Origin of the sequence: Gottfriedia acidiceleris, assembly GCF_004138285.1 — a bacterium.
Lineage (GTDB): Bacteria > Bacillota > Bacilli > Bacillales > Bacillaceae_G > Gottfriedia > Gottfriedia acidiceleris_A.
In genome coordinates, this window is record NZ_SCFN01000001.1 from 436,824 (window position 1) to 459,814 (window position 22,991).

A 22,991-nucleotide genomic window follows, 5' to 3' on the forward strand; every position below is an offset into this window, starting at 1 on the left:
GTAGCTATGGAAAATGAATTTGAAGAAATTACGATTTCTGAGTTAATTGAATTAGGAACTGAGATATGGCGATTAAAAAAACATGTTTCAAACACTGAAAGTAGTGCATTGAGCATCAGATTTATTAGAAAATTGGAAGAGTTCTTAAAAATAAAGAATATAGTTGTTGAAGATCTCACAGGTGAAATATTCGATACGGGATTAGCTGTTAATGTTATTCACACTGAAAATGTCGAAGAAAGTGAAAGGCTTTATATTAGTGATACAGTATATCCTGCTATCTTTTATAAGAATAAATTAATAAAACAAGCAGTTGTAACCATTTCCAATAAAAGAATCGAGGGGCAAACATGCAAACCAAATATTTAAAATATGGAATTGACTTGGGAACTACGAATTCTTGTATTGTAACATGGGAAAACGAAGAGTTGAAAGTTTTTTTAAACAAGGAACAAATGGCTGTTACAAAGTCTGCAGTTTATTACGGTAAAAGAAAACGAACTATCGTAGGATATAAAGCTTATAATGTTTTAGTGACTGAACCTGAAAATGTAGCAATAGAGTTTAAACGACTAATGGGATTACACGAAAAAAAATATTTTCCGTTAGCGGATTATTCTGCTACTCCTGAAGAGCTATCCGCAGAAGTGTTGAAATCTCTTTCAAATAATGTAACTACACTTACAGGTGAAAATGTTACTTCAGCAGTAATTACTGTTCCTGCAGCTTTTAATACCATCCAGTGTGAGGCGACTATTGAAGCAGCAAAATCTGCAGGTATTGAACATGTACATTTGCTACAAGAACCAATTGCCGCAGCAATTGCGTATGGAACAGATCAGTCACTACATGATAAGACGTGGCTAATTTTTGATTTAGGTGGAGGTACATTTGATGTAGCTATTGTTTCATCAATGGATGGTCAACTACAAGTATTAAACCATGAAGGTGATAATTTCTTAGGCGGAAAAGATATTGATAGAGCACTTGTAGAAACAATTTTGTTCCCAGCTTTAATAGAATCTGGTTACAAAATTGAAGAAGGATCTACATTGCATTATCGTATTTTAGGTAGATTAATTTACGAAGCAGAAGAAATAAAAATACAATTAACTACAAATTCTAAAGTGGAGTATGATATTCAAATTGACGATGATGAATATGAAGAAGAATATGGAGAACCAATTCTGCTTCAAGGGACTATTAAGAACGAGAAATTACATGGTATTTTAGATGAAGTTATTCTTCCTAAATGCATAAGATTATGTAATAAAGCTATTGATGATATAGACTTACAATGGAGTGGTATTGATAGGATTTTATTAGTCGGTGGACCTACTCAAATTCCTTATATTCGAGAAGTATTAAAACAAACATTTAATACAGAAATTGATTATTCTCAAAATCCGTTGACTGTAGTTGCTGCAGGGGCTGCAATGTATGCATCTGTAACAAAAATATCAAATGTATCAGATAATAAACCTGTTTATTCAAATAATGACGCAATTAATGTAAATTTTGAATATGAAAATGTTATGTCTACATTGAATGGAACTGTTTACGGTACTTTCAAAAACACCTCAAACATAAAAGAAGTAATGTTATCAATGACTGATGGATCGTGGAATTCAGGTTGGATACCGTTAATTGATATAGAAACGGGATATTTTGAGATTGATGTGATTGTAAAAGAAAACAAGAATAATATATTTACTCTTCAAGTTAGGGATAATAGAGGTACATTGGCCACAGTTAACAATCCTTTAATAGAAATAAGACATAGTTATAATTATTTACAGCCTGCTAATCCGCCTTTACCTCATACGATTTCTATTGAAATTGAGACAGATGAAGGGGGAATGAAAACGAAATTAGAACCTATATTTAAAAAGAATTCAGTCCTTCCTTTAAGTGTAACTCGAAAGTTTTTTGTAACGAATACCTTACTTCCGAATGACGAAAATACTTTTTTTAGTATACGAGTTTATGAAGGTGAAACTTTAGACAACCCTTCAGTCAATACTCTAATTTTTACAATGAAAATTACTGGTGGAAGTTTTTCTTCATTGCTCCCAAAAAATGAGGAAGTTGAAGTGACTATAAGCATTTCAGAATCAAGAGAGATAGGATTGGAATTGTTTATACCAAGGCTTAATGAAGTATTCTCGAAAACACATATCTATTTCCCAGAAAAAAATCGAGCTAATACTATTACAGATTCGATAGAAGCTTCTATAAAAAGTGCTTATGAAGATATTTTCAATCTGCAAGAAGATTTTCTGTTAAGTAATCTAAAAAATGAATCATTACAATTATCAAAAATCGATGAAACCCTTGAACAGTTTGCTAATCAATTTTTCAAAAATATAGAAAGAATGAGAAATAGTGCTGATTTGGCAATGGCAGAGTTAACACGTTTTAAAGATTGCATTGTTATTCCACTTCATAAATTAAAAATGGACAATAATAATCGAATCAGTTCTTCTTCTGGAGGAATTAAAGATGAAGAAATAGAAAATTTAATAGAAGAAACTGAACGTTTAGTATTCGAATTCGATGATACTTCCATATCAAATAATTTTCTTTTTTTAAAACAAAACCTAATAAAAGCTACAGAATTTAAAAATGATCGATTAATTGAAAAATATTCTAATCAATTAAAAGATTTACAATCACATGTTGCACGAGAAGATCCTGCTTATTGGATGGACCTTTTTATTTACATTAGTAATTTTGGTACCTATACAGATCAAAATGCAGCTGAAAATTTTATTCAAATGGGAAGAGAAGCATTATACAATGATGATTTAGAAAAATTAAAAAGAGTAGTATATAGTTTGTATGGGCTGGTGCCAAAAGAAGTAGTAGAAACGATCGAAGAAGATAAACAGTTACCTGGAATACGTTTGTTACCTTAAAAATTGAAAAAGTAAGATAAAAAGGAAAATCAATATGTTGGTTTTCCTTTTTTAAATTTTATTAAGCATATTTTTGAGAGCTTCTAACTCATTCTAAGAAAAAAATCAAATAAATAAATTCAATTCAAATGAACAGTAAAGAAATGGATAAACTATTAGATTAACAACGACAATAGATTGATGATAGTGTGATACTAAATAAGTATGGAGTGTTATTATATAAGATTTGAGTAAATTATTATTATTTATTTATTTATTTATTACAAATAACATATTATTTTTAATATGAATAATTCTGTGTATTGAAAAACGGATGTGAATAAAACACTGTAATCCACCTTAGTTCACTATTTTTAAAGGTATTATAATTTTAATATTCAGTATATTTTATAAATTATATCTTGACTGATTATTATGAAATTAATTAGAATTAATACTCGTCAATAAGGATAAAATAAACATAACTAGAAATCTTTAAATTAAAGGGCTAAGAATGGAGATATTTGTGAATTATTTTTTTGTGTTTCAAAATAAAAGTTATTTAGAAGAAAGAAAAGGTGCCTTCTTATGGGCTCCTCAAAAAAATAGAAAAGGTCAAACTTTTCATCATTGGGAAGATATGAAGCTTATTAAAAAAGGTGATATTATCTTTAATAGTTATAATGGTGAAATGAAATCGATAATTGTAGCAAATGAAAATTGTAAAGAAATGCAAAAACCTAAAGAGCTGAATCAAGTTGATTTATGGGAGAAAGATGGTTGGTATGTTAATTGTACATATCACGATTTAAAGTATCCTATTGTGTATAAAGAGTTTATGGAAGAAATATTAAATAAACAAGACGATAAATATGCCCCATTTAATAAAGTGGGGCGTGGTAATACGGGGTATTTGTTTAGAGTCTCAACCCAACTTGCTGAATTCCTCTTAAACGTTATTGAACAAAGAAACGGCTCTTTTAATATTAATTCTATTAATACGAAGGACTTTATCATTGAGGTCGAAAGTAATTTACCATATAATATTCAAAAAACAGAACGTGAACAGATCATTAAACAAAGAGTAGGTCAATCCATATTCAAAAAATTACTATTAAAAATAGAAAGGAAATGTAAATTGTGTGGAGTTTCAAATGAAAAATTCTTAATCGCTAGTCACATAAAACCATGGAGTAAATCGAGTGATATAGAAAAGTTAGATCCAAATAATGGATTTTTATTTTGTCCAAACCACGATAAACTTTTTGATCGAGGGTTTATAAGTTTTAACCTAAATGGGGAGATAATAATTTCACGAGAGTTAGACGAGAATTCTAAAATATTTTTAAATGTAAACGAAAATTATATGATTCAAATGAATGAAGAACAATCAAATTATATGAATTTTCATCGAGAAAATATTTTTGAAATAGAAAAAATAAAATAATAAGGAATTGTTAAAAGCGAAAAAATTCTAAAAGTTATAGAATCGTTTATGGAATAACCAGAAAACATCTTCTATTATTTAGGATAAGCAAAAATGAACAGCTATTGTATTTGAATAGGTCGGAAAATAGAAAAAATATAGAATTAAGGAAGCTTTAGTACAGGAATTTATAAGCACCTGGCTAATAATTATTCAAACTTCTTTACAAATCAATCAAAGCCAACTGAAACAGATTGGACTTATTAAAAGGCACTTTTGCCGCAAATTCATCCACTTCTTTGGGATTGTCAAGAAAGACAACAGTTTCCCACTTTAATTCTCTTTTATACGTTTTGGGCTTGTTGTAATTTCTTTTCATTTTGAAATTTGATAATTAAAAACGAGAATTAATATTTAAGTGTAATATTTTATTATAATTTTTGTTAGAATTAAAAGCATGGGCTCGATAATGAATCGTTCTCATGCTTTTAAGTTTTGTATTTGTATTTTATATATAGAAGATAGAACAACAATTTAATATATAGAAAAGACATAGATAATTTAGGTGAAAAATAAAATGTAGGAAAAAGCTTTGAAAGGTTGACAGCAATGATACAAAAACTGGACTATTTGAAGGATCGCTTGAGTGATTTAAGTAAACGTAACCGTTCTATTCGCCTTATGAAGTTAGCAGATAAATGGGCGGTTGATTTAACAGAACTAGAATCTGTTTATCAAGATAAGAATCAAAATTCTTCTCTTCTTGATGATATTATAAAGAACAAGAAAAATGAGATTTTATTATTTAAAAGAGATATAAATGATGAAAAGAAAATGCTTCTATCACATAAATTAACTAGCTTACACCGTAATTTAAAAGGGATTGAAGAAGAAACTGGAATGTATGATTTATATTTAGGCTATCCATTCTTAACTGGAAAAATGATGGATGGTACTTTTTTTAGAGCACCTGTTTTCTTATACCCGATCAAGTTAGAAAAAAACGGTTTAACTTGGAATCTAGTTAAAGGTGAAGGAGAAAAATTAATTAATAGGACTCTATTCTTAGCCTTAAAAAAACTAAATGAATTTAATATAGAAGAGAAAATGTTAGATGAAGAGTATTTTTCTAATGTTACTTCAATTCAAGAACTTCATGAATGGTTTAAAGAATTCGATTATAATTTTCCAATTAAAAACACATTAATTCAAAAATTTCAAAACTATACATTAAAAGACATTCCTAAATTAAATGATGGAGAAATTGCACTTGAGAGTTTAGCAGTACTAGGTTGTTTTCCTCAAGGGAATTCTGCAGTAATAAAAGACTATGATTTATTAAAATCTATCCTAGAAGAGAATGGTGATTTAGGGTTTATTTCTGAATTATTATTTGAAGAAGAAAATATTATAAATGATTCATTATTATCACCAATTGTAGAAGAAGTTGAAAAAAATATTGATGAACGAGATAAAGTTTTTTTATTACCTACTGATGGTTCACAAGAAGAAATTCTTCAACTAGCTAGAAACCAAAAGGGTTTAGTAGTTCATGGTCCTCCAGGGACGGGAAAATCTCAAGTTATTGTTAATTTAATTACAGATGCAATTAATCAGAAGAAAAAGGTATTAGTTGTTTGTCAAAAAAGAGCAGCATTGGATGTAGTAAATCAAAGGCTTGATGGATTGGGTTTATCAAAGTTTGCAGCTCTAGTACATGATGAGAAGAACGACCGTCAAAAACTATATTCAAAGATTCAACAGTTGATAAATATACCTATTCAAATAAACGATTCAAACCAAAAAGAATTTGAGTTTGTAAGTTCCCAATTAAGAATGAGTGAAGGCCAGTTAAATGATATTTCAAAAGCGTTATTTGAAGTGCAGGATTTTGGTTATAGAGCGTATGATTTATATAGTATCTCTAAACCAAAGGATGAAATGAAGCGCCTTGTTAATGTTAAACCTTATTTAAATAAATTGAGTAGATACAATTTAGAGGATATTCTTGCGGAGGTTTATACTTACGGGGAATATTATGCAAGATTTGGAAATGAAAGTTATCCATGGAAACAAAGAAAGAGTTTTAAGGATTTAGAGTTAAAAGATCAATCGATAATGACAGATACTTTAAATGATTTAATTGAAAGCGCAAAAATTACTGTTTCTAAATTAGACGAGTTTGAACAAAATTTTGTTACTCCTGAATATGCAAAATTAGTTCAAGAAAAAATTGAGAAGATTTATGAGGATCTAGATGATAGTAAGAAACGCTCTTTTAAGAACATTAGATTATGGATTTGGACTTCTTTTACAGGAAAAAATATTATTGAAGAGCTATTAGAGGGTAATAAGTTTAAAGGAACAAGTTCAAAAGAATGGATTAGATTAAAGCAATGGTTAAAAACGCTTTATGACCTTTCAATAGAAACAGAAAAGTTTATGTCGAAGTTAAGAAATTTAATTCCATATGTAGCTGAAGAATGGATTACAAGTATGGAAAAGCTAGTTAATGATGGGAAGATACCATTAAATGAGCTTGAAAAAATGCATGAATATATTTTCTCAGATTTTGAAGAGCTAAGAAGAATGGACCGTTTCTATCATGATAAGGATGAAACAGTAGTTTCATTAATAGAACTAGCCATTAAAGAAGTACCTTTCGTAGAAAATAATCTAGCAAAAGAATGGATTGATTCTCTACAAGATTCGATTTATTTACATTGGATTGATGAAATTGAAAGAAAACATCCGATAATTGAAGCAATTAGTTCAGAGCAGTTTAATAGAATTCGTGATAAATTGAAAAATTTAATCGATCAAAAACGAAATATTGGTAAACTTATGCTTCAAAATAAATTATTAAGTTCAATCGAAGAAACTAAATTAAACTTTGGTAAAGCGATTAAAGAGCTTAGCCATCAAACATCTAAAAAGAGGCAATTATGGCCATTAAGAAAATTGGTAAGAGAGTTTTCAGATAAAGGACTAACAGAATTACTACCAGTTTGGTTATTGTCACCTGAGGTTGTATCATCAATATTACCTCTAACTGAAGGTTTATTTGATCTTGTTATTTTTGATGAAGCGTCTCAATGTACAGTTGAAAATGGACTTCCTTCTATCTATAGAGGGAAAACAGTAGTTGTTGCTGGAGATGAAATGCAATTACCACCATCTAATTTATTCCAAGGAAGCATGGAGGTAGATGAAGATGATGAAACAATGGGTGAAATTGAGGAATCAAAGAGCTTACTAAACTTGTCTAAGCGTCATTTTCAAGAAAGCATTTTACAATGGCATTATCGATCTAAGTCTGAGGAATTAATTAATTTTTCAAATTATGCTTTTTATAATTCTAATATTCAAATTGCACCAAACGTTGAACCTTTAAAACAACCTGCTGCAATAACTTGGAAAAAAATCGATGGATTATGGATAAATCAATCAAATCTTATAGAGGCACAATTTGTTGTATCAGAACTTAAAAAACAAATAATTACCTATCCAAATTTATCGGTTGGAATCATTACTTTTAATGCTAAACAGCAAGAAAAAATACTAGATGAGATTGAAAAACTTGCTGAAACAGATAAAGAATTTGAAGTGATCTATAATCAAATACAATCACGTGATTTGGATGAAAGAATATTTGTAAAAAATATCGAAAATGTACAAGGTGATGAGCGTGACGTAATTATCTTCTCAATTGGGTATGCTAAAGGAGAGAATGGTAAAGTTTATAATCGTTTTGGTACTTTAAGTCAATCTGGCGGAGAAAATAGATTAAATGTAGCAGTAAGTCGTGCAAAAGAAAAAATCCTAGTAGTTTCAAGTATTGAGCCAAATGAACTTGATGTATCAAATTCTAAAAATAGAGGTCCGAAATTATTAAAAGCATATCTTGAATATGCTAAGGCTACTTCTGAAAACAGTAGAGATCTAGTTACAAGTACGCTAAAAGATATTCAAGAAGGAAGCAATACTATGGTTAGCTCACCAGCATTACATTTTGATTCAGGATTTGAAGTTCAAGTTTATGATATGTTAGTTGAACTAGGATACGAAGTCCATACTCAAGTAGGTTTATCAGGATATCGTATTGATTTAGCAATTGTTGATCCAAATGATCCTTCTAAATACCTTCTTGGTATTGAATGTGATGGAGCTATGTACCATAGCTCACCAAGTGCTAAAGAAAGAGATGTTTATCGCCAAAGATTCCTTGAAGATAGAGGATGGAAAATTGAGCGTATTTGGAGTAGGAATTGGTGGAAAAACCGTTCTGGTGAAATTGAAAGAATTGAACATGTTATAAAAGATTTGATTAAGAAACAGAAAGTAACCGAGTTAATTGGATAAGGTTTTTATTTGCAGCTTATGTAGCTGCATTTTTTTATGGAAAATCCTGGCTCCTCCAAGGTATCAAATAACTTTCATGTGGAATTAATACTAAACTTTCATTGGCTCTCTAACCAATATACTGCATTCTGCGTCAGACAAAATTTGTGGTCCAAATCGATTACAAGATAGCCATAGTGAAATATGAAATTTAATAAAAAACTTAATCAGTAAGTTAGAACTAAAATTTAAAATTACCTGTTCAATTTTTTGAATATCCTTTGCGATACAATTAAGGCAGAATAAATCAGTTATTAAACAATATTAATTTATTCAAGGATTAGTAGAAAAAATTACTAACGACTATATAAATTTAAAATGTAAAAGTTAAGTTTTAAAAAAACGAGATTATTCTAATTACAAGATACATTACACTGATTTGGAATAATGCTGGTAATTTAATATTGATATTTAAATTTCAAGGGGGCTAAACAATGAAAGAGCTAGAAACAGTATATGTAATTGAAACATCTGAAGACTTATATGTAGTTGAGGATGATATTTTTGATGAAAAAGTATTAGATGGGGTTCTAGAACTAGCTACGAGATTTTACTCATATGAAGATGCAGAGGAGTTTCTAAAAGAGATGCAGAAGACAGGAAATGAAGGGAAAATGCGTGCTGCTAAAATCTTTATCGAAGTAATTAAGGAATAAGAAATGGTAAATTTTAAACATATATAAAGTTATCGACATAAAATTATTGTAGATATTGCATTTGAGCAAATATTTAATTACTCTTTGCTTTTTTTGATGTTACTTGTAACAGGTGAATACAATGGAAGTTCGAGTTTTGTTAAAAAATTTTTTCCAGCAACTGTATATAGAGTACTTATTTACAAGTTTTTCTAATAAAATATTTCTGATATGTTACATTTATATATGTTACTATAAATTAGATGACAATTATTACAATAGTAAGGACAAAGAACTAAAATTTTTTATGTTTTAATCTTTATTACATTTAAAAAGTGGTGACTAATAATTGAAATTTTTAGATAAAAATATTAAATCTGAGTATCGATCTACAAGGGATAACGTAGTAAAAGATTTTTATATTCCTCTACTAGGTGATGCTGTTTTATATAAACGTGCTGTAGGTTTCTTCTCATCAACAGCTTTAATTGAAATTTCTAAAGGAATTTCTGGATTAGTTAATAATGGTGGAAAGATACTCTTAATTGCTTCACCAAAATTATCTGAAGATGATCTTATTGCTATAGGCAAAGGATATGAAATGAAAAACAAAGTCATTGAAAGGGCGCTGATGAATTCAATCCTTCCACCGACTAATAATTTTGAAGAGAAAAGACTTAATCTGCTTGCAAATTTGATAGCTGAGGGTAGGTTAGAAATTAAGATTGCATTCATGGAAAACAATAATCATATTGGAATGTTCCATGAAAAAATGGGGTTAATGTATGACGAGGTAGGAAACGTGATAGCATTTACTGGGTCAATGAATGAAACGATGACAGCGTTTTCACATAACTATGAATCAATCGATGTTTTCTGTTCATGGACTCAGGATCAAGAGCGTGTAATAGCTAAGGAACGAAATTTCTATTCAATTTGGAATAATAATGAACCTAATGTACAGATTATAGACTTTCCAGAAATAGCAAAAGAGAAATTTGAAAGTTATAGAGTAAACAAAGTCAATGAAAATGTAGATGAATTAGAATATTTTAACACAGAAACTGAATCCCAGATAGGGAATAGTATAGGACCCAAAATCCCTACCAATGTAGAATTACATGACTATCAAAATGAAGCAATCAACAATTGGAAGGCAAACAACTTTATTGGCATATTCGATATGGCAACTGGTACAGGTAAAACTTATACGGGTTTAGGAGCTATAGCAAATTTATATGACAATTTACAAAATAATTTAGCAGTAGTTATTGTATGTCCTTATCAGCATTTGGTTGAACAATGGGTAGAAGATATTAAAAAGTTCGGAATGAGACCAATCATTGGTTATTCTGCATCTACACAAAGAGACTGGAAAAATAGACTTAAAAATGCAGTAACATCTTTTAATTTGGGAGTAAAAAAACATTTTTGCTTTATAGCTACAAATGCAACTTTTTCTTCTGCATTTGTTCAAGATCAAATAGATAAATTAAAAGGAAACATAGTTTTAGTAGTAGATGAAGCACACAACTTTGGTGCGGTACACTTGAGTAAAATGTTAAATCCTAAAATACCTTATAGATTAGCTCTTTCGGCTACTCTCGAAAGGCACGGTGATGAAGAGGGTACTGAAAAGCTGTTTAATTATTTTGGAGAAAAATGTATTGAATATACATTAAAGCAAGCTATTGATAGTAATAAGTTAACACCATATTATTATTATCCAATTCTGGTCTGTCTTAATGAAGAGGAGCTTGCTGAATATAAGGAATTGACTGCACAAGTAATTAAATATTGTACTACAGATAAAAAAGGAAAATTAAAATTAAGTGATAAAGCCAAAATGATTTTAATAAAACGGGCTAGATTAGTTGCAGCTGCACAAGAAAAGATTTTTAAATTAGCTGAGATTGTTAAAGATTATAAAAATGATACTCATATGTTAGTTTATTGTGGAGCAGCAACAATGCAAGATCCAGATTATATTGAAGGGTCAGTACAGGCTGATGAAAAGAGACAGATTGATATAGTAGCAAATCTTTTAGGAAATAAATATAATATGCGCGTATCAAAATTTACATCTGAGGAATCTGCAGAAGAACGAGAGGAACTAAAAACTGCATTTTCAACTGGCAAACAGCTCCAAACATTAATTGCTATTAGGTGTTTAGATGAAGGGGTTAATATTCCTAGTATAAAAACTGCTTTTATTTTAGCAAGTAGCACTAATCCAAAAGAGTATGTTCAAAGAAGAGGTAGAGTATTAAGAAAATATCCCGGAAAAAACTTTGCAAAAATCTATGATTTTATTACCTTGCCTGTTTCTGTAGCTGAGGCAGAAAGTATGTCTGAAGATGAAATACGTTCTCTGAGATCTTTAGCAATTAAAGAGATTGATAGAATGAAAGACTTTGCATCAATAGCAGAAAATCCTTCTGTAGCTGACCAATTAATTAATGATATTACCTATTCATATAGATTAAATGAGGTAGGAGGAGAAGATAATGACCTTATCTAATGGAGAAATAAAAATAGATGAGAAAAAATTAAATCAGATGAAACTTAGCATTATTAGATTAGAACATAAAAATCTAAAAACTAGAGAAAAATCTGATGCTGAAATGGTGGATATAATACGAAAAATTATTTCTGATGAGGTTAAGAAGAATTATTAAGGGGGGATTCGTATATGCTACTAAAATCTATTAAAATGAAAAACTTTAGGCAGTATCTAGGAGAACAGACGGTAGAATTCTCAGCCAATAATGACAGAAATGTAACTGTTATCCTAGGTAACAATACGAGTGGAAAAACAACTTTGCTTCAAGCCTTTAACTGGTGCTTATACGGAATTGCAGTTTTTGATACAAAAGATTTCTTACTTAACTTAGATGTTTCTCGTAGTTTGAACCTAAATGAAATAACAACTGTAGAAGTAGAAATTAATTTAATTCATGATAAAACTGAATATTTTATACTAAGAACTCAAGAGTATACATGTGAATCAAAAGGAACACGCCCTTCTCAGTTAAAACCTGTGAAAGTATCTTATAAACAACCTGATGGACAAATTGAACCTATTAAGCAAATCCATGTAGAACAAACAATTAATGAAATTTTACCAAAAAATTTATCTAATTACTTCTTCTTTGATACAGAGCGAATTGGAAATATTAGTTCAAAAGCTGATGTAACAGATTCTGTAAAAGGGTTATTAGGATTAACTGTTCTTGACAGCGCAATGAAACATTTAGGTAACAAAAACCTTAAGTCTAGTGTTATAGGAAAATTAACAGCTAGTATGGATGTCGGTGGAAATGAAAGAGCTGCACAAGCTCTTGCTCGAGTTCATAGTGAACAAAAGAAAAAAGAAGGTATTGCAGAACAAATAGAAACAGTGAAAAGTGAAATTAAACACTACGAAATCCGTAAAGAGCAATTAGACACAATACTAAGAGATAATCAATCAACTTCAAGCTTGCAAAGTAAAAAAGAAAAGATTGAAAAAGATATAAAAATTGAAGAAGGGGTATTAGAGTCAACTTATACTAATTTTATACAAGATTTTAATACTAACACAACGAACTTTTTTGCGCAACCATTAATGGAGAGAGCTTTAAATATGCTTAAGGAAGCCAAGATGGATGATAAAGGTATAAAAGATATGACTGCCCAATCAATTATTGAAATAATTAAACGTGGCAAGTGCATATGTGGTGTTGAAATCTGTGAGGGTAATGAAGCTTTCTTACATCTACAAAAAGAACTTGAATATTTACCACCTCAATCAATCGGAACAATAATTAGAAACTTTAAGGATAAGGTTAATACCTATAATAGTACAAATTTTTCTTACTTTAAAAGCTTACAATCAAAATTTGAGGACATTTACAGATACAAAGATCGAATTCAAGATTGGCAAGATGAGGTCAGCTATATAAGTGATCAAATAAAAGGTAAAGAAAATATGCAAAAGTACGAGACGGAGTTATCTGATGTAAAGCAACGATTAAAAAATCTAAATGACAAAAAAGATAGACTTATCAGGGAAGATGGTACCTGTACTAGTGACATAGAAAGATATCAAAAAATATATGATAGTCTTATTTCTGTATCTGAAAAGAATATTGAAATCATGACATATATTAAATATGCCGAAGAGATTTTTAAGTGGATCTCATCAACTTATAAGGAAAAAGAGTCTGACATAAGAGAAAAATTAGAAGAAAAAGTAAATAGTATATTTAATAAAATGTATCATGGACGTCGAAAAGTGGTTATAGATGAAAAATATCGAGTTTCACTACTAACTGCTTATTCAGATGATGAAGTGAAAACGGATGAATCTAAAGGATTAGAAACAGTTAAAAACTTTGCATTTATTGCAGGTTTAGTAGATTTGGCACGTGAGAAAATTGTAAGTAATACAGGAAATGACACTATGTCGTTAAGTTCAGAACCTTACCCACTTGTTATGGATGCACCATTTTCAAATGCAGATGAAAAACATGTAAGCAACATATCTAAAGTATTACCACAAGTTGCTGAACAAGTTATTATGTTCGTTATGGAGAAAGATTGGAGATATGCAGAAACAGTAATGGGGAAAAACGTCGGTAAGAAATATTACCTTGATAAAAAATCTGAAACACTAACCTATTTAAAGGAGAGTGAGGGTTAATGTTTGAAAATGATGTTACTATAAATGGAAAACATGCAACATACACAAAATTCTTAGTTAATGAAGCAGCAGTTTTTAAGCGTTTTATTGACGTTTATATGAATGGTGCTATCTTAGGTTTTTTATATGGGCGTAAAAGCGAGAAAGATAATGGGTCTACCGACAGAGCAAGAATCTATGCAGATGCATTTGCAAATGAGAGGCTGAGATGTGACTTTATTTATAGGTTAATTATGCTTCTTGATGAAACACCTGGGAAAACTGTAGAAGACAGAATTAATAGAGCTTTTAGAGATGATAGTAAAGGTAAAGAAAACGAAGCACATCAAATGAATATAAAGCTTTTTAATTCATATGTTCTTGGTGGAATAGAAGTTTTATATGAAAAATTTACTGAAGATTGCACAACTAAGGAAGATTATATTACTAGAGTTTATGAAGTCGTAGAAAATTTTAATGAAGAAATTCAGGGAGTTAAACATGATAAAATAAATGAAGTAATCGAAAATTATCGTTAGGTGAAGATTATGTCATTCTTAGATTCGGAAAAATACGATGTAGAGTATGTGCTTCAAAGTTTTACTAAATTTGATTTATTCACTAGTAGTTTAAAACTTTTTAAAGCTTTAGAATTTCCAGTTTATCAAAAAGCACATGGTGAAAATCTTGATATAACAAATTTTATATACTCATATGTAAACAAGAATATCTTGTTCAGTCCAAATGAATACGACTTTTTATATAAAATTAAAACTATTTCAATGCTATTTTCTCTAGATAATAAATTACAAGAGAAGAAAACGAAATTAATAGATTTGTCTACAAACCAAATATTATTTATGGCGATAGAACTAAATTCATCTTTACGAGATAGAAGTTATGATGCACATAATATTTCTAAGATAATAAACAAAATTTTTAAATGTCCCGTTTTTATTTTGTTTCACAGCGATAATAATATACTTTTCTCAGGAGTAGTAAATGAATCCTCATGTAAAGAATATAGCAACAATGTCTATTTATCGGATTGGTTTAATTATAGAAATGAAGATAATAAAATTTTCGAGATAATAAGTCAATTATCGTTTGGTAATCATGTTCAGACCACAATGTATAATTTTTACTATGATCTTCTTTATTCTATATCAAGGGAGTATTATGTATTTCCACTTTCAAAAGAATATTTCACTTATGGATGTTTAGTTAATGAATTTAATCCATTATCATTAGATGTAAATATTTCTATTGAAGTCAATTCTTATAAAAGAATTAAGGAGTACTCATCAGAATATAGTAATTACTATAGAGAAAAATACGGTGATGACTATGTGGATAATAGCGAATCGATTGAACTTTTATTAATTGATGAAGAAGAGAATTTACTATTGGAATTTGAGGAAGATTTATTTCTAGATTTTGAAATTGAAATAGAGCAAGAATCTAACTTAGAAGACGAATTAGATATTGAAGACAACGAGTATATGAATGAGCTAATGGAAGAAGCAGATGATGATCTTTTTGATGATCCTCTTAAACTACTAGAATGGATAGAAACTGAAAGTTAATTATAAATATTTAGATATAAAAGCATCTAGTTTTCTAGGTGCTTTTACATATAATAACTTTGCATCTAAATAGAACTTACGTTCTGTTTGAAGGTATTTTAAATTAACTTGATCTTTAATTTACCGAGATTATTGATTAAGTAATTAGAATTTTAACTAATATCAAGATGTAATAGTTTATAAATGAAGAAAATTCAACATAGAAGTTTGAAAAATATTTTTACACGAAGAGTTTTTTCTTTGTTTTAGTAAAAGTAAATAGTATATAATGTCATTGGAAGAGTTCTTCCAAAGGAATTATTTTCGAAAGGATGTATGAATGTGGCTTATGCACAACATCAAAGTTTTTACTTGCGTGATAAATGGACGAGTAAAGGATTAAAATTTTTAAAGGAAGATCCTAGATTCTTTCATGAAAAATTTGCATTTGAGCAAATTGGCCTAGGTAAAAATATGGTGCAGTCTTTGAAATTTTGGTTACTTGCAATGAACCTAATTGAAGAAGATAAAAAACTAAAGATCCATAATTTAACAAAATTGGGTGAAATTGTATTAAAACATGATCGTTTATTATTAGTTCATGATACTGCTTCAATTTTACATTATCAATTAGTAAAAAATGCGGAAAACCGAGCTACAATATTTGATTGGTTTTTTAATATATATAATGAAACGATCGTAAAAAGGGATGATTTAGAAGTTGCTTTTGAAGAATATGTCCACTCCGTAGAACCAAAGGAAATATCTGTAAAATCATTAAAAAAAGATATTGATTGCTTAATTCAATTATATACAAAAGATATGAATGAATTTGATCCTGAAGATGTGATTTATAGTCCATTTAAGAAATTAAATCTTCTATCTGAATACAAAAAAGTTATACGTAAGAGTGGTCCGGAAGTTAAAAATGTCGGATTAACTGCTTTATATTATGTCCTATTAAATTATATAAACCTTCACGAAATAAATACATTGAGTATTGATGAAATAATAAATAAAGAGTACTTATGGGGAAAGGTTTTTAATTTATCAAGAGGTGAAATAATTGAAGCTTTAAATCAGTTGACAGTGCACAAAAAATATCCGATTCAATTTGTTCGTACGAATAATTTAGATAGCGTTAAATTACTAGAAATAGATCCTATTGAATTTTTAAAAGAGGAGTACGAAGAAATGGAGTTGGTTGTTAATGAGTTTTAAGACAAGTGTAAACATAAAGTTTGATATTGGTAAAGAAGAGTTTTTGAATCGCTATTTACCAACTCCTTCTCATGCTTCAGCTTTAATGGGTCTACTACAGGGGTTCACAAAAGAATTAAATAGAGCCCATATCATAGTAGGACCTTATGGAACAGGAAAATCTTTACTAGCGACAGTCGTTGGAGGGATTGTTTCAAAAAAAGCAAGTAGTGATTCTGTAGATAAGCTAATAAAGAAATTTCAAAATGTCGATGATTTAATAGCAGATGAAATTAGCACTTCTAAACATCTTTCTAGTGAATTTATACCTATTCTTCTCACAGGCAATGAAGGTAGATTCCGTCAAACAGTAATAACTAATATTTTAAGAGAATTAGCTAAACATGGTATCAATGTAAAATTACCAGGGATGAGTTCTAAAATTCTAGATACAATTGAAATGTGGAAAGTGGATTTTCCATTTGCCTATAAGCAATTTCTCGAAATATTAGAAGCAGAAAATTTTAGTTATGAAAAATTTATGGCGAATGTAGAATATTTTGACGAAAGTACTATTCAGTTTTTTGCTGAAACTTATCCGAAACTAACAGCTGGTGCTACTTTTGTTATTGATTATAATACAAACTTTATTGCTAATTTAGAAGTAATTATTGAAGAATTACAAAAGAAAAACGTGGGACTATTTTTAGTATATGATGAATTTGGAAGGTTTTTACAAGGGCTAGATGGAGATAAGATTAATGAAACGATGCAGGACTTACAAGATTTAGCGGAAATTACCAATCGTTCAAATCTCCTTCATGTCCTATTAATTACACACAAAAGTTTAAGGCAATATTTTGGTTTATACAACGAAGAAGTCGCAAAAGAATTTCAAAGAATTGAAAAGCGTTTTTCTCAATATTATATCCAAAGCGATGCTACGACATTTAATCGAATTGCACAACAAATCGTTTTAGATAATCGTAGTGAACAAACTTCAATTACTGACAATATTTATGAATTTATATTAAATGGCCTAAGGAAATTCCCTTTATTTCCTAGTATGAACCAGACAGAAAAGGAAGAAATAATTGCGAAAGGTATGTATCCTCTTCATCCTGTATCATTGTTTATGCTTCCTAGCTTATCAAGTGTGTTTGGACAAAACGAACGAACACTATTTACTTTTTTAGAGAGTAATGAAACTGGTGGACTTAATAATCATATGAAAAAAAGTGATACATTGTTTTTCCCGCATCAACTTTTCGACTACTTCTTTCCTGAAATAGAGACCGTAGATATGGAAGAAACTTTTATAGAATATATGACAATTTATAAAAAAGTTATTAATAAGATTCCGCCTGAGTTTTTTAGTAATCAAAATGTAGTTAATCTAATTAAACTAATTACACTTTGGAATATAGGTGGTTTACAGAAGGAAGTAAAGTTAAATACAGAATTTTTGTCATATTGTATGTATATTGACATAAATGAATTAAATCATGTTCTAAGTGAATTAAGTCATATTAAAGTTGTAAGATACAATGTAATAAATGGCTACTGGGAGTTATTTTTAGGAAGTGCAATTAATATTTCTAATGTTGTAAATGAAGAAAAAAAAGTTACTGTACTTAATATAGAAAAAAAATTAGAAATTTTGAAGAGTGGATTTAGTAAAAAATACATTTTTGCAAATGAGTATAATGATGCAACGAGTATGACTAGGTTTGCAAATATTGAATTTGTAATTGCATCTGATATTTTAGAAAATAAACTTGATTTAATACCTACAAATGAATCGGATTTTACTATTTACTATGTATTTACAGATAACCACAATCAAAAGTTTGAGTTATTGCCAATATTAAATGCACAAAAAAATGATCGTGTCTTTATTGCTCTATTTAACAAACAAATAACTGATATAGAACAGCTTCTTTTTGAAAAGATAATCTATCAAAATTTAATGAATGATACCGATTTTATTAAACAAGATAATCATTTGAAAGAAGAGTTAGATATTCTTGATCAAGAAATAAGTTATCAAATAAAAAATTTCTTAAAAGGTTTAAGTAATTTCAGTTCAGAAATTGAGTGGTATTACAAAGGTGAAGAAATCAGTGTAAGAAATGAATACCAGCTAAGTAATCATTTGTCTAAAAATGCAGATAAAATTTATAATAAAACACCAGTAATAAATAATGATAATTTCAATAAAAGAAATATCTCAAATCAACAAAAGAACGCTGGTATTAAAGTAGTTGATTCAATTATTAATTATTACCGTGATGAAGATTTTGGAATTTCGGGAACTGGACCGGATTATCTTATTTATGCTACGGTATTTAAAAATAATAATAATCTAAATAAAAATGTGAATGATTTAAATTTTACTGAAATTACTTATGAACCTTATAAATTATTAAGGGATGCTCTAATTGACTTATTGGAAAATAAAACAAAAGGTACATTACAGGGAATTGTCAGTATTTTTACTAATCGACCATTTTCAATTAGAAAACCATTAATCCCAATATTATTAGTTTCTCTGTTAAGGGATCGTTGGGATGATTTAATGTTTTATAATAAGGATATGTTTATTCCAGGAATTGATGGAGATAAACTTTATCAAATGGTACAAGCTCCAAGTGAGTATGATTACGTGTATTATCATTTAGATGAGAATTATATAGATTTCTTTAATATTATTGAAGAAATATTTAGTGAATATAAGAACCCAAAGTTAGAAGGAAAACCAAGACTAATAGTTCTATGTGCTGCGATGAACAGCTGGTTAAAGAAATTGCCAAGAATTACTCAATTGTCCTCACTTGTAAATAGTAATTTTAAATGGTTACGTACTGAGGTTCGAAAAACTGAGATTTCTCCACAAGCAAGTATGCAAACTTTATTTGAAAAAATTTATGTTAAAGGTAAAATACAGACTTTACGTAACTTAGTAGATTATGGTGATAATTATTTAAGTGAATTTGAAAAACAAGTTGAGAATGATATTAGTGAAATAACGAATATAAGCGATTTAAAGCTTTTAAAAGAATGGGCAGAAAATCAATCAGATTATAATAAAAAAAATAACAAATTTGTTAACGCACTTTTGAAAACTTCAGAAATTGATGAATGGATTAACAAGTTTACTTATTACTACGTGGGTGTTAATATTAGAGACTGGTCTGATTCAACACATGACCTATTTAAGAAACAATTAAAATATGATTTTACACATTTAAATGAAAAGGCTGAAAATGATATTTCTATTGTTACTTTAAAAATAGGGGACCAAACAAAAGTAATTAAGCGTGTAAATCTATCGACAAAAGCACAAATGATATATAACAATGTGCAAAGAATGATGACTAATGCAGGTCGTAACGTTCCTCGTGAGGAAATTGAAAATATGGTTTATAAATTGATTGAAGAATTTGTGGAGTAGGGGGACGGAATAAATGACGGAACGTAAGCCAGTCCATGTAATAATGTTTAGCGGTGGTGCTGCTAGTGCTTATATTGCTTATCAAACGGTTAATACTTATGGAAAAGAAAATTGTAAATTATTTTTCACCAATACATTATGGGAAGATGAAGACAATTATCGTTTTATGAATGAAGTTTCCGAATATATTGGTATTGATATTACCGAAAGAATTGACGGACGAACGCCAGAAGAAGTTTTTTATGATTATCGTTTCTTAGGAAATGCTCGTATGGCAAAATGTTCAGAGGAATTAAAAGTACGTCAAACTTTAATTTATTTAGAAGAATTAAGGGACGAGCATAATTTAGAGCCAATTTTATATTTTGGGATTGGTCCACATGAAAAACATCGTGCTGAAAATTTAACAAGTTTTTATGAACATTGGCCATTAGAACCTGTTCAAACTCGTTTCCCTATGATTCATACATTCCGAGAAGATTTAGATGTAAAAGGAATTATTCAAAATGATTGGGGAATTAAGTTACCACGAATGTACACGATTGCTGAGGAGTTACGTCCAGATTTAGCAGCATTAGGGTTTAAAGGCTTTTCACATGCAAACTGTGGAGGACGATGTGTTCGAGGTGGTTTTCAACATTATGCAATGCTATATGCAATATGGCCAGAACGATATAAAGAACAGGAAGAAATGGAAGAAAACTTCCGTAAACATTTTGATAAAGATGTATCAATGATGAAAAAAGATGGAAAACCATATACTTTGAGACAATACCGTGAAATTTTAGAAAAAGAAGGTGTTGAAAAATACCTTTTTAAAGAAGATGTGGAAATACCATGTGTATGTTCATTCTCATAAAAATAATAGTAAAAGTATCTTATATTTAGAATGTTAGCTTTTTACTAAAAAAGATAATATCTGTAATTTTATTTATCCCATTCATATTTTTGAATGGGTTTTTTGTTATAATCAAATAGGATTAAGTAAAATCTATAATTTATATTTAATTATTTTTAACAAAAGGTAACAATAAAAATATTAGTGTAATAGAGGAGAGTAAAATGTACGGAAATCCATTTGTTGATTATTTAGATCAATATAACGTTTTATCACCTAACCATGCAAAAATATATGATGAGTATACTTATGACCCTGGTAAGGAATCTTACACGTTTAAAATTGATACAAAAATCGAAGAACACTTATTGAAATTGTATAGAGATAATCCTCATAGTATTATCCTTACAGGTAACGCTGGTGACGGAAAAACTAGACTTTGCCGATTAGTTCATGACTCATTAGTAGAGGAAGAATTAACTCAGTGGCCAAACTCTGGAATCATTGATATCACATTTGAAAAAGGAACAATTAGAATAGTTAAAGATTTATCTGAGTTAAAAGAAGATATAATTCATCAAGAACTAAGTAATTTACAAAATTATATTAATTCTAATCATGAAAGCCGTGTATATTATCTTATTGCTGCTAATGAAGGTAAATTAACTAAATTCTTATCTCAACATGAAGATTTATCATACTTACGTCAAATGGTTACAGCGAGGTTTAATGATAATAAATCAAATAATTCAGATTTTAGTATAATTAATCTATTAGACGTAACGTCTTCAGTGTATGTAGACAAAGTATTAACTGAATGGAATAAAGAAGAAAACTGGATTAGTTGTTCTAATTGTCCTATTAGAAAAAAGTGTATTATCCATTTAAATCACGATAGAACATCAAGGGAACATATTCAAAAGCGTCTTGTTGAACAATATCGTTTATTAGATTATTTAGGAACACATATAACGATGAGGGAAATGTTGATTCATATAAGCTACATTCTTACAGGGGGATACACGTGTAAAGATATTAACAATGCAGATTACAAGAAACTTGAAGAACAAAGTAAAAAACCATATTATCAAAATTTTTACGGTCATGAGATTGATACAGATGCATTTTCTGAAATGAAGGCATTAAGGATTTTTAGAGAACTAGATCCTGGTAATCAATCTATATCATTTATAGATGATTTTATTATGAATGGTGATATTTCTGGACAAGAAGAAGTTGAGAATTTGCATAATGACTTATTTGGCAATGATTTAGATATGCAATTTGGTTATTTTAAAAAGAGGCTGAATATATACCGTGATCATAATAAGGAAAGTGATGATAACTTAATTGATGAATGGATATATAAATTAAGAAGAAAGTTGTTCTTTGAGGTAGAAAATGAAAATTACCTGAAGAGGATTGCTCTTTTACCATTTCAATATGTTCAAGATTATGAAGAAATGATTCATAATGCACATAAAAAGGCACTAATTCGTAAAGATTTAATAAACGGTTTGAATAGAGCTTTTTCAAAGAAACTTGTAGCACCATTAAATGAATTGCATGCAACAACTGAAAATCTAATGATTCATTCCTCGTATAGACTTAGAGATGTTGAAATTGAAGACGAGAAAAAAAGAGAAGATATAGATCATTTGCCATCAAAGTTTTTCCTATTAGTCGATGATGAAGTAGAACTATCACTAGACCTTACTTTATTTGAATATTTAATGAGACTTAACAGTGGAGACACTCACAATGTTTTAAGAGAAGATGTTGAAATTCTTATAGATACTTTTAAAAATGAGCTAATTAGGGATAGTGAACCTGATCCATATTCATTAAACATATTGCGTTATGATAAAACAAAAGGCTTATTTATAGAAGATGAAATATTAATTCCTTAGGA

The 22,991-nt window shown here is 29.1% G+C and carries 14 protein-coding genes; all 14 read left to right on the plus strand.

From position 1 onward, the window contains the following. Window positions 1-6: 6 nt before the first annotated feature. The 14 genes from EP747_RS01950 (at window position 7) to EP747_RS02010 (ending at window position 22,989) form a co-directional block, all read left to right on the plus strand. Window positions 7-369: a hypothetical protein gene (locus tag EP747_RS01950; RefSeq protein WP_129688288.1), complete on the plus strand. Its 363-nt coding sequence runs from the start codon at window positions 7-9 to the stop codon at window positions 367-369. Then, window positions 351-2,918: an Hsp70 family protein gene (locus tag EP747_RS01955; protein ID WP_129688289.1), complete on the plus strand. Its 2,568-nt coding sequence runs from the start codon at window positions 351-353 to the stop codon at window positions 2,916-2,918. Before EP747_RS01950 ends, EP747_RS01955 begins: the two co-directional genes overlap by 19 nt. A gap of 505 nt (window positions 2,919-3,423) precedes the next feature. Continuing rightward, complete coding sequence (locus tag EP747_RS01960) at window positions 3,424-4,344, plus strand: HNH endonuclease (RefSeq protein ID WP_129688290.1); 921 nt, start codon at window positions 3,424-3,426, stop codon at window positions 4,342-4,344. 588 nt (window positions 4,345-4,932) lie between these two features. Further along, a complete protein-coding gene (locus tag EP747_RS01965; protein ID WP_129688291.1) occupies window positions 4,933-8,685 on the plus strand; it encodes an AAA domain-containing protein in 3,753 nt (1,250 codons plus the stop codon). Between the two features lie 473 nt (window positions 8,686-9,158). Beyond that, window positions 9,159-9,380: a hypothetical protein gene (locus EP747_RS01970; protein ID WP_129688292.1), complete on the plus strand. Its 222-nt coding sequence runs from the start codon at window positions 9,159-9,161 to the stop codon at window positions 9,378-9,380. 328 nt (window positions 9,381-9,708) lie between these two features. Further along, a complete protein-coding gene (locus EP747_RS01975) occupies window positions 9,709-11,880 on the plus strand; it encodes a DEAD/DEAH box helicase family protein (RefSeq protein WP_129688293.1) in 2,172 nt (723 codons plus the stop codon). Then, entirely contained in the window at window positions 11,867-12,037 is a 171-nt protein-coding gene (locus tag EP747_RS24120) for a hypothetical protein (RefSeq protein WP_165346796.1), read from the plus strand. Before EP747_RS01975 ends, EP747_RS24120 begins: the two co-directional genes overlap by 14 nt. Window positions 12,038-12,051: 14 nt before the next feature. Continuing rightward, the gene (locus tag EP747_RS01980; RefSeq protein ID WP_129688294.1) at window positions 12,052-14,043 is read left to right on the plus strand and encodes an AAA family ATPase; all 1,992 of its coding nucleotides are present in this window, start codon (window positions 12,052-12,054) and stop codon (window positions 14,041-14,043) included. Beyond that, window positions 14,043-14,561 (plus strand): hypothetical protein, encoded by a 519-nt coding sequence (locus EP747_RS01985; protein WP_129688295.1) that lies wholly within the window; start codon window positions 14,043-14,045, stop codon window positions 14,559-14,561. Before EP747_RS01980 ends, EP747_RS01985 begins: the two co-directional genes overlap by 1 nt. A gap of 9 nt (window positions 14,562-14,570) precedes the next feature. Beyond that, window positions 14,571-15,608 carry a hypothetical protein gene (locus EP747_RS01990; RefSeq protein WP_129688296.1) on the plus strand — a complete coding sequence of 346 codons (1,038 nt, stop codon included), beginning with the start codon at window positions 14,571-14,573 and terminating at the stop codon, window positions 15,606-15,608. Window positions 15,609-15,929: 321 nt separating this feature from the next. Next, window positions 15,930-16,808 carry a DUF4007 family protein gene (locus EP747_RS01995; protein WP_129688297.1) on the plus strand — a complete coding sequence of 293 codons (879 nt, stop codon included), beginning with the start codon at window positions 15,930-15,932 and terminating at the stop codon, window positions 16,806-16,808. Further along, the gene (locus tag EP747_RS02000) at window positions 16,798-20,241 is read left to right on the plus strand and encodes a hypothetical protein (RefSeq protein WP_129688298.1); all 3,444 of its coding nucleotides are present in this window, start codon (window positions 16,798-16,800) and stop codon (window positions 20,239-20,241) included. The genes EP747_RS01995 and EP747_RS02000 overlap by 11 nt, the downstream gene beginning before the upstream one ends. 13 nt (window positions 20,242-20,254) lie before the next feature. Continuing rightward, window positions 20,255-21,100, plus strand: a complete 846-nt coding sequence (locus EP747_RS02005) for a hypothetical protein (protein ID WP_129688299.1) — start codon at window positions 20,255-20,257, stop codon at window positions 21,098-21,100. Window positions 21,101-21,303: 203 nt separating this feature from the next. Continuing rightward, the gene (locus tag EP747_RS02010; RefSeq protein ID WP_129688300.1) at window positions 21,304-22,989 is read left to right on the plus strand and encodes a hypothetical protein; all 1,686 of its coding nucleotides are present in this window, start codon (window positions 21,304-21,306) and stop codon (window positions 22,987-22,989) included. The last annotated feature ends 2 nt before the right edge of the window (window positions 22,990-22,991 follow it).

Bases quoted from the DNA above. Each gene is read 5' to 3' on its own strand.
- EP747_RS01970 (WP_129688292.1), top strand. From the start codon at position 9,159: ATGAAAGAGCTAGAAACAGTATATGTAATTGAAACATCTGAAGACTTA.
- EP747_RS01985 (WP_129688295.1), top strand. From the start codon at position 14,043: ATGTTTGAAAATGATGTTACTATAAATGGAAAACATGCAACATACACA.
- EP747_RS02010 (WP_129688300.1), top strand. From the start codon at position 21,304: ATGTACGGAAATCCATTTGTTGATTATTTAGATCAATATAACGTTTTA.
- EP747_RS01965 (WP_129688291.1), top strand. From the start codon at position 4,933: ATGATACAAAAACTGGACTATTTGAAGGATCGCTTGAGTGATTTAAGT.
- EP747_RS02000 (WP_129688298.1), top strand. From the start codon at position 16,798: ATGAGTTTTAAGACAAGTGTAAACATAAAGTTTGATATTGGTAAAGAA.
- EP747_RS02005 (WP_129688299.1), top strand. From the start codon at position 20,255: ATGACGGAACGTAAGCCAGTCCATGTAATAATGTTTAGCGGTGGTGCT.
- EP747_RS01980 (WP_129688294.1), top strand. From the start codon at position 12,052: ATGCTACTAAAATCTATTAAAATGAAAAACTTTAGGCAGTATCTAGGA.
- EP747_RS01955 (WP_129688289.1), top strand. From the start codon at position 351: ATGCAAACCAAATATTTAAAATATGGAATTGACTTGGGAACTACGAAT.
- EP747_RS01990 (WP_129688296.1), top strand. From the start codon at position 14,571: ATGTCATTCTTAGATTCGGAAAAATACGATGTAGAGTATGTGCTTCAA.
- EP747_RS01950 (WP_129688288.1), top strand. From the start codon at position 7: ATGGAAAATGAATTTGAAGAAATTACGATTTCTGAGTTAATTGAATTA.
- EP747_RS24120 (WP_165346796.1), top strand. From the start codon at position 11,867: ATGACCTTATCTAATGGAGAAATAAAAATAGATGAGAAAAAATTAAAT.